Source organism: Congregibacter sp. (assembly GCF_965660375.1).
Lineage (GTDB): Bacteria > Pseudomonadota > Gammaproteobacteria > Pseudomonadales > Halieaceae > Congregibacter.
On the sequence record NZ_CBFHZO010000032.1, the window covers coordinates 42,541 to 54,902 of the forward strand.

General features: G+C 59.4%; 10 protein-coding genes. 1 reads left to right on the plus strand and 9 read right to left on the minus strand.

The features are described from left to right. Positions 1–20: 20 nt before the first annotated feature. From ACTG3T_RS02885 to iscR, 5 genes are read right to left on the minus strand one after another with little or no spacing between them, the layout of a single operon-like run. A complete protein-coding gene (locus ACTG3T_RS02885; RefSeq protein WP_439100764.1) occupies positions 21–1,274 on the minus strand; it encodes an aminotransferase class V-fold PLP-dependent enzyme in 1,254 nt (417 codons plus the stop codon). Continuing rightward, the gene (gene sufD / locus ACTG3T_RS02890; protein WP_439100765.1) at positions 1,271–2,575 is read right to left on the minus strand and encodes a Fe-S cluster assembly protein SufD; all 1,305 of its coding nucleotides are present in this window, start codon (positions 2,573–2,575) and stop codon (positions 1,271–1,273) included. Before sufD ends, ACTG3T_RS02885 begins: the two co-directional genes overlap by 4 nt. After that, positions 2,575–3,324 carry a Fe-S cluster assembly ATPase SufC gene (gene sufC / locus ACTG3T_RS02895; RefSeq protein ID WP_439100766.1) on the minus strand — a complete coding sequence of 250 codons (750 nt, stop codon included), beginning with the start codon at positions 3,322–3,324 and terminating at the stop codon, positions 2,575–2,577. The genes sufD and sufC overlap by 1 nt, the downstream gene beginning before the upstream one ends. A 38-nt stretch (positions 3,325–3,362) precedes the next feature. Beyond that, on the minus strand, positions 3,363–4,802 hold the full coding sequence (sufB, locus tag ACTG3T_RS02900; protein ID WP_439100767.1) for a Fe-S cluster assembly protein SufB: 1,440 nt from the start codon (positions 4,800–4,802) through the stop codon (positions 3,363–3,365). 31 nt (positions 4,803–4,833) lie between these two features. Next, positions 4,834–5,316, minus strand: a complete 483-nt coding sequence (gene iscR, locus ACTG3T_RS02905) for a Fe-S cluster assembly transcriptional regulator IscR (RefSeq protein ID WP_439100768.1) — start codon at positions 5,314–5,316, stop codon at positions 4,834–4,836. Between the two features lie 146 nt (positions 5,317–5,462). Here iscR and ACTG3T_RS02910 point away from each other — a divergent pair, with 146 nt between their 5' ends. Then, positions 5,463–5,996, plus strand: a complete 534-nt coding sequence (locus tag ACTG3T_RS02910; RefSeq protein ID WP_439100769.1) for a homospermidine synthase — start codon at positions 5,463–5,465, stop codon at positions 5,994–5,996. A 46-nt stretch (positions 5,997–6,042) separates the two neighbouring features. On the opposite strand, the gene ACTG3T_RS02915 is transcribed toward ACTG3T_RS02910, so the two are convergent. The 4 genes from ACTG3T_RS02915 to ACTG3T_RS02930 are packed head-to-tail and all read right to left on the minus strand — an operon-like array spanning position 6,043 to position 12,358. Next, positions 6,043–8,040 carry an acetyl/propionyl/methylcrotonyl-CoA carboxylase subunit alpha gene (locus tag ACTG3T_RS02915; RefSeq protein ID WP_439100770.1) on the minus strand — a complete coding sequence of 666 codons (1,998 nt, stop codon included), beginning with the start codon at positions 8,038–8,040 and terminating at the stop codon, positions 6,043–6,045. Further along, positions 8,037–8,855, minus strand: a complete 819-nt coding sequence (locus ACTG3T_RS02920) for an enoyl-CoA hydratase/isomerase family protein (protein WP_439100771.1) — start codon at positions 8,853–8,855, stop codon at positions 8,037–8,039. The genes ACTG3T_RS02915 and ACTG3T_RS02920 overlap by 4 nt, the downstream gene beginning before the upstream one ends. Positions 8,856–8,884: 29 nt before the next feature. Then, complete coding sequence (locus tag ACTG3T_RS02925; protein WP_439100772.1) at positions 8,885–10,519, minus strand: acyl-CoA carboxylase subunit beta; 1,635 nt, start codon at positions 10,517–10,519, stop codon at positions 8,885–8,887. Between the two features lie 18 nt (positions 10,520–10,537). Further along, a complete protein-coding gene (locus ACTG3T_RS02930) occupies positions 10,538–12,358 on the minus strand; it encodes an acyclic terpene utilization AtuA family protein (RefSeq protein ID WP_439100773.1) in 1,821 nt (606 codons plus the stop codon). Positions 12,359–12,362: the final 4 nt, after the last annotated feature.

Genomic DNA, 12,362 nt, shown 5'->3' on the forward strand with positions numbered 1-12,362 from the left:
GCAAGCGTGGTTTTCACCATCTAGCGAGGACCAAAGAGGGACTGTGCTTTTTTCAGTCCCGCGATCAATCTGTCGACATCATCCAGGGTGTTGTACATGGAGAACGACGCGCGCACGGTGCCGGGTAACTCAAAGCGCGACATCAAGGGCTGCGTGCAGTGATGCCCTGTACGCACGGCAATACCCTGCTCATCGAGCAACATACCCACATCTGAGGGATGACAGCCGTCCATAACAAAACTAAAAATACCGGCGCTGCGCTTCGGAGCGCCAATACGCCGCACACCCGGTATCTCCGATGCGGCCTCCAGCGTCGCTGCGAGCAAGGCATCCTCGTGAGCGGCCGCGGCGCCTCGGTCGATGGATGACAAATAATCTATGGCAGCGCCCAAGCCCACGGCTCCCGCAATGTTGGGGGTGCCGGCCTCGAATTTAAAGGGCAGACTGTTAAAGGTGGTGCCCTCAAAACTGACCGTTTCAATCATCTCACCACCGCCCAGAAAGGGGGGCATCGCTTCCAGCAGCGCTTCCCGACCCCAGAGTACGCCCATACCTGTGGGCGCAAACAGCTTGTGGGCAGAGAAACAGTAGAAATCGCAGTCCAGCGCCTGCACGTCCACATCCCAATGGCCTACGGCCTGGGCACCATCGACCAGCACCAGTGCGCCCATGTCATGGGCCTTGGCACAGATATCTTCGATGGGGTTTACGGTACCGATGGCATTGGACACATGATTTACCGCAACCAGCTTGACCCGCTCATCCAGGAGCGCGTCAAAGGCATCCATATCAATTTCTGCATCCTCAGTGACGGGAATGGGAACCACCTCTGCACCGACCCGGGCGGCAGCAAGCTGCCAGGGTACGATATCCGAATGGTGCTCCAGCCAGGACACAAGGATTTTATCGCCGGCCTTCAGGTTGTCCGCTCCCCAGCTATAGGCCACCAGGTTCACCGCCTCGGTCGTGCCCCGGGTCCAGACGATCTGACGCGACGACGGGCTGTTCAAAAACTGTGCGGTTTTCTCCCGGGCATCCTCAAAATGACGCGTCGCACGATCAGACAGCGTATGCACGCCACGGTGCACGTTGGCGTTGTCATGCCGATAGTAATTGGCGATGGCATCGATCACCGCATTGGGCTTTTGCGTGGTGGCGGCGTTATCCAGATAAACCAGCGGCTGCCCGTTGATCATCTCCCCCAAAATAGGGAAATCAGCGCGCACCCGATCCACATCAAAGCTGGGGGTAGTCACAGCCTTAAGGGTGCTCATAACAGATGCCTCGACAACTCGGAGTTTCGGGCAAAGCGCGCGGCAAGCAGGGGGCGCAGGTAACTTTTTAATGACTCCAGCCCGAGGCCATCAATAAGCTCGTTGATAAAACCAAAGCTCAGCATCACCTCGGCCTCGGCCTGGGAAACGCCGCGGGTGCGCATATAGTGCATTGCTGTTTCGTCGAGTTGCGCCACCGTGGTGCCGTGGGCGCACTGCACATCGTCGGCATAGATTTCCAGCTCGGGCTTGCTGTTTACCGTTGCTTCAGGACTGGTGAGGAGATTCCGATTGGATAACTCCGCACGCGTCTTCTGAGCATCGGGATGGATATGAATGCGACCGTTGAACACCGCAGTCGCCTGATCCGCAATGATTCCCCGAAAGATTTCATCGGAGCTGCAGTGAGGCACCGCATGCTCGATGGTGCTGTGGTAGTCGATGTGCTCATCACCCCGGGGCAGATACACGCCATTGAGCGATGCGTAGGCGCCGGGCCCGGCGTGGTTCACCACCAAGTCGAAGCGCTTGAGCACACTGCCCAATGCGAGATGGAAACTCTCCAGCTGCGCATCACGGTCCAGTCGCGCATGCACGCCACCGATATGGACGGCACTGCCGGACTCTTCGTGAATCCGGTAGTGGGAGAGCTTCGCGTTGGGCGCCAGCATCAGTTCTGTCAGCCCGTTGCAGAAACTGTCCCGTGCATTCTCCAAAGAGGCAAAATGTTCCACAACGGTGGCCGACGAGCCCGTTTCCGACAGCACCAGTAAGCGCTGGTTCGCCGCGGTGGGAGCATCGGCGGCACTGACCAGCCACAAAAACTCAACGGGGGCATCAGCCGCAGTATTAGCAGCGATCTCCACCAGAACGCCATCACGAAGGGTCGCGGTGTTCAGAGCGGCAAACAGATGGTCTTCCACGCTCAGACCGCCATTGAGATGCTCGGCGATTTTGGCTGACTGCATTTCGTCCGCATCCTCGAAGCGGCAAACGCTGACACCCTCGACAGATGATGTATTTGACAGAGCGGGTTGATACACGCCATCGACAAAAACGAGGCGAGCGCCACCAAAACCCTGGACCAACGGTTCGGGAAGCGCATCCAGGATAAGGTTGCCGTCTGCCAGCTGGTAGTCGTCCCGGAGGGCCTTGAGACCGGTGTATTTCCAGTTCTCCGTGCGCCGCGTGGGCAAATCCGCCTCTTTCCAGAAGGACAGACCGCGCGCCTGCACCGACTGCAACCAGTGCGGCACCTGTCGGCTCGCCTCGGCGAGGGGTTGTTGCATAAAGCTCGACATCAGGCGACCTCGTCCTCAAGCCAGGCATAGCCCTTGTCCTCGAGATGGAGCGCCAGATCCTTGTCGCCGGAGCGCACGATGCGACCCTCAGACAGCACGTGCACGTGATCAGGCTCCACAAAATCCAGCAGACGCTGGTAGTGAGTCACAAGGATGAAGGCTCGGTCGTCGCTGCGCATTGCATTAACACCCTGGGCCACAACCTGCAGAGCATCAATATCAAGGCCGCTGTCCGTTTCGTCCATGAGGCAGAGACTGGGCTCCAGCAACATCATCTGAATAAGCTCGTTACGCTTTTTCTCGCCACCGGAAAACCCTTCATTAACTCCCCGCTTTAAAAAATCCGCTGGCAGATTGGCTGCCTTGCTTGCTTCCCGGGCTCGCTTCATGAAATTCACCGCGTCCAAAGCCTCCAGACCACGATGCTCCCGCACCGCATCTACCGCAGCCTTGAGAAACTCCATATTGCTCACCCCCGGGATTTCCACGGGGTACTGAAACGCCAGGAAAAGTCCCGCGCGGGATCGCTCTTCCGTATCCTGCTCCAACAGATTTTCACCGTTGAAGGTGACGCTGCCCTTGGTGACCTCGTAACCGGGACGCCCGGCCAGCACATGCCCCAGGGTACTTTTGCCCGACCCATTGGGCCCCATGATGGCGTGCACTTCTCCCGGCGCCACTTCCAGATTCAGGCCGCGGAGAATTTCCTTGCCTTCGACCTGCGCATGCAGGTTTTCGATCTTCAACATGTTCTTAACACTCCTAGACGACACCCACCGGTGCCGCGTTATCCGACTGAGCCTTCCAGGCTCACTTCCAGCAGCTTTCCGGCTTCCACGGCGAACTCCATGGGGAGCTCCCGGAACACTTCCTTACAAAAGCCATTCACAATCATAGACACGGCTTTTTCTGCGTCCAATCCGCGCTGCTGGCATAAATACATCTGGTCATCGCTGACCTTTGAGGTGGTCGCCTCGTGCTCCACGACGGCGCTGGGGTTGCGACTCTCGATATAGGGGAAGGTATGCGCCGCGCAGCGATCACCAATGAGCAGGGAATCGCACTGGGTGTAGTTCCGAGCCCCCTCCGCCCGAGGGCTCATGCGCACCAGACCTCGATAGGCATTGGAGCTTTTGCCAGCGGAGATCCCCTTGGAGATGATGGTGGAACGGGTGTTTTTCCCCAGGTGAATCATCTTGGTACCGGTATCGGCCTGCTGCATGTTGTTGGTGAGGGCCACGGAGTAGAACTCACCCACACTGTTGTCGCCGCGCAAGATGCACGAGGGATACTTCCAGGTCACCGCCGAGCCGGTTTCTACCTGCGTCCAGGAGATCTTGCTGTTGGTGTGCGCCACGCCGCGCTTGGTGACAAAGTTGTAGATACCGCCCTTGCCTTCGGAATCGCCGGGGTACCAGTTCTGTACCGTGGAGTACTTGATCTCCGCATCATCCAGGGCCACCAGTTCCACGACCGCGGCGTGGAGTTGGTTCTCGTCACGCATGGGCGCGGTGCAGCCCTCGAGGTAACTCACGTGACTCGCCTCGTCCGCGATAATCAGGGTCCGTTCAAACTGACCGGTCTTGGCTTCGTTGATACGGAAATAGGTGGACAGCTCCATGGGGCAGCGCACGCCCTTGGGGATATACACAAAGGAGCCATCGGTAAACACCGCGCTGTTAAGCGCCGCATAAAAGTTGTCCCGCTTGGGAACCACGGTGCCCAGATACTTTTTTACCAGCTCCGGGTACTCGTGTACCGCTTCGGAAATCGGACAAAAGATCACGCCCGCCTCCGCCAGCTTGCTCCTGAAGGTGGTGGCCACCGATACCGAGTCAAACACGGCGTCTACGGCAACCCCCGCCAGCATCTCCTGTTCGTGGAGGGGAATACCCAGCTTGTTGTAAATCTCCAGCAGCTCCGGGTCCACCTCATCGAGACTTTGAGGGCCATCTTCCATGCTCTTGGGTGCGGAGTAGTAAGACAGCGCCTGGTAATCTATCTGCGGGTAATGAACATGGGCCCACTCCGGCGTTTCCATTTCCTGCCAGCCCCGGAAGGCTTCGAGACGCCACTCCAACAACCACTCGGGCTCGCCCTTCTTCGCCGAGATAAAACGGATGACGTCCTCATCAAGGCCCGGCGCCAGCGTATCGGACTCGATATCACTGATAAAACCCGCCGAGTACTCTTTTTCAATGCGGCTGTCGATTACTTCCTGAGACATGCTGTGTTCCTTTTCTGGGCTAACGCCGACGTCAGGCGGTTCTTACGAGAATACCGGCGAGTTGGTCTGAAGCCGGATTACGTCGCACCTGCTGGTCGGAAATATCCTGAATTTCACGGCGGGCAACGAGATCCGCCAGGCTGATATCGGAAAGAAACTCTTTGATGCGATCAGACAGGTCCATCCAGAGGTGATGGGTCAGGCAGGTATCGCCCTCCTGACAGTCCCCCTTACCGCGACAGCGGGTTGCGTCGGTATCTTCGTTGACCGCCGCAATCACGTCGGCAACACTGATGTCTTCTGCGCCACGCTTGAGTCGGTATCCACCGCCGGGGCCACGCACACTGCGCACCAGATCCTGACGCCGCAAATGTGCAAAAAGCTGCTCCAGATAGGACAGCGAGATACCCTGACGCTCCGAAATAGCGGCTAAACGGATGGGGCCTCGTGCTTCGTTCAAGGCCAGATCCAGCATGGCTGTAACGGCATATCGTCCTTTTGTTGTCAGGCGCATAGGTCAGGTCTCGGGTGCTCTGCGAGGGACGCAAAGTGTTTCATTCCCTACTAATTTAGTCAAGTATAAGACCCTTTGCATTACTGGGTTTTTACGGGTCTTTCTTGGTCTATACTCTGCGTTCGTTGTTGTTAGGGGACTGCCGCATGAGTGCAGGCAACGACGCAGCACATAACGCTAATAAGCAGTTGCGCCGCATACTTATCATTGCCTATGGAAGAGCCGCTGATGCCGACTCGCGGGTCGCCACCACGCTTCTGGAAAGGCTTCGTGAACGCACCATCTCCGACAGTTGGTGGCTAACCCTGATTGAGGATGACGCCCTCAGGTTGGAGCATGCGTTGGATCTGCAGCCCAACGATCTCGCGATCTTCATCGATACGCAGCTCCACGGGAAAGCCCCTTTTGAGTTCACGGAAATCACCGGTGAGGGCGAAGCGCCCATACTGCCCGTCGCTGACGCAGTGATTCCCGGTGATGTTTTGCACGCGTTGACCACCCTGAGTCGAAAGCGGACTCTGCCCAACAGTTTCCGTCTCACTCTGCCCATGCCCAGCGAGGAGTCGACGGGGGATATCGCCCCCGGTGTTGATGCGAGCATCACCTCCGCGGTGGACTTTCTGGAGAACCTCCTGGGTGATACCAGCGACGAGCACTGGCGTTCGGAAACTAACGACTAGCTAACGACGCATGGCCTAAGCTTTCCTTAACTTTCCTTAACTTTCCTTAGCCTTCCGCAGCTTCGATATCGAGCACCACGGCGCCCGCAGCCATCTGCTCACCCTCCACGCCGTGCACAGCGGTGACCACACCGTCGATCTGAGCCAGCAAGCGGTGTTCCATCTTCATGGCTTCCATTACCGCCAGCTCCTCCCCCCTGGACACCGTGTCACCCACCGCAACACGCAGCGTTAAAAGGTTGCCGTGCATGGGGGCCAGGACTGCACCGGAGCCCTCGGCATCCCGATCCCCCGCAGAAAGCGCAAGTTCGTTCGCAAGGAGAAACATGCGACCCCGGGACTGCAGCGCAACGGTGTTCTGATCCACAAAACAGTAGGCGACGTCGCGCTGCAAACCGTCAATGGCCACGCGCAGCCACCCGTCCTCATCGCTGTCGATCAACAGCAGTTCCCGCCGCGCGTCACCCAAGACAACGGCAAAGCGATCGTCTCCGAGGGACACCACGTTCAGTAATTGAGACTCATCGTTCACCGCGTAGGCGTAGCTGCTGGCCATGGTGCGGACACCGGTGGTGCCATTGAGCAGGGCATCGTCAAAAACCCGCTCTTCCAGACCGCCCTCCTCTGCCTGCAGGTAGTGAAGAAGCGCAGCGAGACAGAGGCCCTCCTCGTCAGGCGTATTCGCCTGAACACCCTCGGGAAACTCCTCCTCGATAAAGGCTGTGGTTGCCTCCCCCCGGGCAAAGCTTTCCCGCTCCAGCACCTCAATAAGAAACTCCCGATTGCTGGTAATGCCAAAGAGCACGGTTTCCCTCAGGGCGCGGAGCAGGCGGCGACGCGCAGTATCTCGATCATCCCCAAAGGCAATGATCTTGGCGATCATGGGATCGTAAAACGGCGACACCATCTGCCCCGGGAACAAACCATGATCTACCCGGATGCCGACGCCCTCCGGTGGCTCCCAGGCAAGCGCCTGGCCGCTGGCGGGTAAGAAGTCGTTCACGGTGTCTTCCGCGTAGAGGCGCACCTCCATGGCGTGGCCGCTGAGATGCACATCTTCCTGGGCACAGGGGAGCCGCCCTCCCTGGGCCACATGGAGCTGCAGATCCACCAGATCCAGATCGGTAACCAGTTCGGTCACGGGGTGCTCCACCTGCAGCCGGGTGTTCATTTCGAGAAAATAAAACTGCTCATCACTGTCGAGAAGAAACTCCACGGTGCCCGCACCAACATAATCGATACTCTTTGCAGCGGCCACGGCGGCTGCGCCCATGGCGGCGCGCAATTCCGGATTCATCACCGGACAGGGAGCCTCCTCTACCACCTTTTGATGTCGCCGCTGCACGGAGCAGTCCCGCTCTCCCAGATGAATCACGTTGCCGTGGGCATCGCCGAACACCTGCACCTCGACATGCCGAGGTTGCGTCACAGCTTTTTCCAGAATTAGCTCGCCACTGCCGAAGGCGTTCTGTGCTTCGGAGCGCGCGGATGCCAGGGCCGCGGGAAAATCTGCCATCGCAGTCACGAGACGCATACCCCGGCCACCACCGCCCGCCGCGGCCTTGACCATGATGGGCATGCCCATGTCCTCGGCAGCCGCGGTAAGCGCATCATCCGACTGGTCTTGTGATTGATAGCCCGGGATACAGGGCACCCGGGCATCCAGCATCCGTCGCTTCGCGGCCGCCTTGTTACCCATGAGCTCGATGGCTTCTGCGGAGGGGCCGATAAACACCAGACCGGCATCAACACAGGCCGCAGCAAAGGACGCGTTTTCCGACAAGAAGCCGTAGCCCGGATGAATAGCCTGGGCACCGCTTCGAGCGGCGGCATCGAGAATCCGCTGGGGATCCAGATAGGACTCTTTTGCCGATGACGGACCGATAAGCACCGCCTCATCGGCAAGGGCCACATGCGGTGCATCTGCGTCGGCCTCGGAGTACACGGCAATGGTGCGATAGCCTGCCGCCTGGGCGCTGCGAATGACGCGAACCGCGATCTCCCCGCGATTTGCTACCAAAACACTATCGAAGTGATGACTCATGAGCCGCTCCCGCTGTTTTTTGTGGCCACCCACTCCGGCTTTCGTTTTTCCGCAAAGGCCTGCATACCTTCCCGCGCCTCGTCACCCAACATGGCATCGGCAAATCGTTCCGCCGCAAACTGCACCAGCTCGGGCCCTTCCAGTTGCTCCGTGGCAGAGATGATCTGTTTGGTCAGGGCAATGGCACCCGGTGCTCCCCGGTGGGCATCACTGAGCACCGAGCGCAAGCGGGACTCCAATGCTTCATGGTCCGGTTCCACGAAATGCGCAAAGCCCAAGCGATGCGCCTCCACGCCGTCGAAGCGCTGAGCGGTAAGGAGCAGCCTCCGCGCCTGGGATGCACCGATGCGGGCGATCACCACCGGGGTGATCTGTGCAGGGGGAATCCCCAGAGTGACTTCCGTGAGCGCGAACTTGGCATCGGCAGTGGTGACCACCACGTCGGCGAGACAGGCAATGCCCAGACCTCCGGCCATGGCCGCGCCCTCGATAGCCACAATAAACAGCTGAGGCAACTGGCGGATGGCGACCATCATGCGACCGAAGTCCGCATTGAACGCGACAATCTCATCCCGGGGCATACCCGCCTGGAAAACGTTCCGGAACATCTTTAAATCACCCCCGGAGCAGAACGCGCCACCCTTGCCACGCAATACAACAAAGCGATAGGGCGCGCCGGGGAGTGCCTCGAGCACCGCGGCCAACTCATCAGCCATAGCGCTGGACAGAGCATTGCGGGTTTCGGGGCGATTGAACCAGATAACAAGGGTATCGCCCCGGGGTTCGAGGATCAGGTTTTCAACAGCGGGTAACATGGGCATTCCTTATTGTTGTAAGGCGGATATCACATCCGCGCCACGCCAAAGGCATTGGGGCTGACGATCCGGTGGCGACCTTCCCAGCAGGTCTGCAGCGCCATGGCGATTACCCGGCGACTGTCCCTGGGATCAATGAGGCCATCATCGAGCATGCGGCCGGAGGTATAAAAAGCGTCTGACTGACGGTCATAGTGCGCAATGACTTTTTCTTCCTGGGCACTGAGCATGGCCTCGTCAACTTCCCGGCCCTTGCGCGCAGCGCCCGCCCGAAAAACTTCCGACATGGTCTTTGCCGCCTGTTCGCCACCCATAACGCCGATCTGAATATTTGGCCAGGAAAAAACAAAATCCGGATCGTAGCCCTGGCCGCACATGCCGTAATTTCCTGCGCCAAAGCTGGCACCAATCATCAGCGTTAAACGCGGCACCCGCGCATTGGTCACCGCCTGAATCATTTTGGCACCGTGTTTGATCATGCCCGCGTGCTCATATTGCGTGCCCACCATGTAACCGGTGATGTTCTGCACAAACAGGAGCGGCGTATCAGACTGATCGCAGAGCTGAATAAACTGAGCCGCCTTGGTGGCGCCGTCAGGATCGATGGGTCCGTTATTGCACAAGATCCCCACCGGCATGCCATGGATACTGGCCTGCATACACAGCAGCGTAATACCGTAAGCCGGTTTGAATTCAAGAAAGCTCGAGCCATCCACCAAGCGTGCAATGACCTCCCGAGCGTCGTAGGGCTGGCGATAGTCCACGGGGACAACGCCGAGAAGCTCCTCCGGTGGATACAGGGGCTCCTCAAAGTCACTTGCCGGTGGCGAAGGGCAGCGTTTGTTCCAGTTGATGCGCGCCAGAACTTCCCGGCAGAGCTGAACCCCATGGGCGTCATCCTCCGCCAGATACTCCACCAGCCCCGTGACCTGAGAATGCATTGCCGCGCCGCCAAGCTGTGCATCATCCGCCACTTCGCCGGTGGCGGCCTTGAGCAAAGCGGGACCGGCAAGATAGGCCTTGCCGTTATCCTTCACCCCGACAACATAGTCGCTGAGGCCGGGCATGTAGGCACCGCCGGCGGCCGACGCACCATGGAGCACGGTGATGACAGGAAGCCCCGCAGCGGAGAGCCGCGCCAGGCGGGCGAAGATCCCGCCACCGGCCATCCACATTTCCACTTCGTACTCGAGAAGGTTTGCCCCGGCGCTTTCCACAAGATGCACAAAGGGCAGCTTCTGCTCAATGGCAATATCCATAACCCGACAACCCTTACGGGTGGAGGTGCGTGTCATGGAGCCGGCATTGATGCCTGAGTCGTCCACCTGAATCATGCACCGCGTGCCGGATACGTAGCCGATGCCGGCGATCTGTGTGGCACCGGGTACAGAGGTTTCCGGATTTGTATCATCCAGGAGATAACCCGCCATATTGCCGATTTCCAGAAAAGGCGAACCGGGATCCAAAAGCCGGCTTAAGCGCTCCCGGGGCAGAAGCTGACCGCGTTTTTCAAAGCGGGGCCGCGCCGCATCAGACAGGGTACGGGAGCGTTCCAAAATGCTGTTCATCTTTTCGATGAGCGCAAGGTGGTCCTCTTCGTTGCGCGCAAAGCTATCCGCCGCGGTGCTGATGGATGAGCGAAAAGGCTGTGACTGATAGGCCATGGAATTACTCTCTCGGCGTTATTCGCTAATGGGTAGTTGATGCAGTTCCGCCAGGCTTCGGGGTAGCTCGATGCGCTCCGTCAGCAATAGCTGGGCATAGGCTTTGCCCTGAGGATCGGCGCGCAGGCTGGCAACCCCTCCGCCTCCCAGTACCTCATGGAGCAGAAAGTTTAAGGCGTGGGTACCGGGAAGATAAAAACGCTCCACCGGCTCGGACTGGCCGGGCTTCAGGAAGTGCGCAAAGTAGCTTGCGAGTTTTTCCGGAGTCAGCGCGGCGGCAATCCACGGCAGGTAGTCCGGATGTCGCGCTATGACGCCGATATTGGCTTTATCGCCCTTGTCACCACTGCGCCCAAAGGCCAGCAGTTCCAGCGGTACCGCAACGCGGTCTTCCGGCGCCTCCTCGGCCTGCGGGGGCGCGATGGGCGCGGGCAGATCTTTCGGGGTTCCCGCTTCTAAAGCGGGCTGGGGTAGCGCCTCACCCTCCAGCTCCACAGTAATCTCCACTTGATCCTTGGGAATCAGCAGGGAAAACAGACGCACCACCGGCGTGGGCTTGGGCCTGGCCCCGGCAAAGCTGGCAAGGCCGGGAGGGGCTGTGAGGGCGAGACCCACCATTTCCTTAAGAAAAATACCCACCCCTTTGGGACTGGCGTGTTTTACCGCCAGCTTGACGTCCACCTCACGGCTTCGGAAATAACGCACCGCCGCGCCGAAGTGGGATTCCACCCCCAGTACCTCGACACTGGTTTCCTGCAGCGGTTCGAGGCCGGCCTGCGCGAGCATCTGCTCGGTGCGGGCAAAAACACTCTGGGCCAGGTGCTGTGCCTTCTTGGGCGCGTCCCGGCCAATCATGGTCCAGATCTGCCCGGCCCGAAAACCATCGGTCCAGGTCGCACTCACCTTGTACTCCGGGGGCGCCCCATGGCCCCGGGCGCCGCTTACGCCCACAAGATCGGGGCCCAGCTGGGACAGCTCCACCCGGGTGAAGTCGCAGATCACATCGGGGAGCACATAGGCACCGGGGTCGCCGATCTCGTAAAGCATCTGCTCTCCCACGGTACCCACGCTGACCAAACCGCCGGTATGGGCAGCCTTGCCCACGGTAAAGCTGCCATCGGCAGACAGCGATGCAATGGGATAACCGGCAGAACCCAGAGAGTCGACGATGGACTCCCAATCGGTAAAGTTGCCCCCCGTCGCCTGGGTACCGCACTCGAGAATATGTCCGGCAAGGCTGCCCTGTGCCAGCTTGTCATAGTCGCTGGGCTGCCAGCCGAAGGCATGAATCGCTGCCCCAAGGGTCACCGCACTGTCGACGCAGCGACCGGTGACGACGATATCGGCACCGGCATCCAGTGCCGCGGCAATAGGGAAAGCGCCCAGATAGGCATTAATGCTGGCAATACGCGACGGGTCAGGGAAATTCTCGCCGGAGAACATTTCTTTCGCATCGCTGAACTCATCCGCACGGTCTGCAAGATCATCACCCAGCACCACCGCGACCCGAAGATTCAATCCCTGCTCGGCAATGAGTCCTCTCAGGGCCTCGGCGCAGGCCCGGGGGTTAACGCCGCCGGCATTGGCGAGGACCTTTACGCCCTGCTCAGCTATGGCGCGAAGGTTTGGTCCCATGGCGGCGGTCACAAAGTCCGTGGCGTAGCCTTTACTGGCATCGGCGGCGCGGGCGCGGGCCATGATGGACATGGTGACCTCAGCTAGGTAATCGTAAACAATGTAGTCGAGGTCTCCCGTCGCGAGCAGCTGCGGGGTCGCCGGGGCGGCATCACCCCAGTAGCCCGAGGCACCACCGATGCGTATCTGTGCTTTAACTGTCATCGTT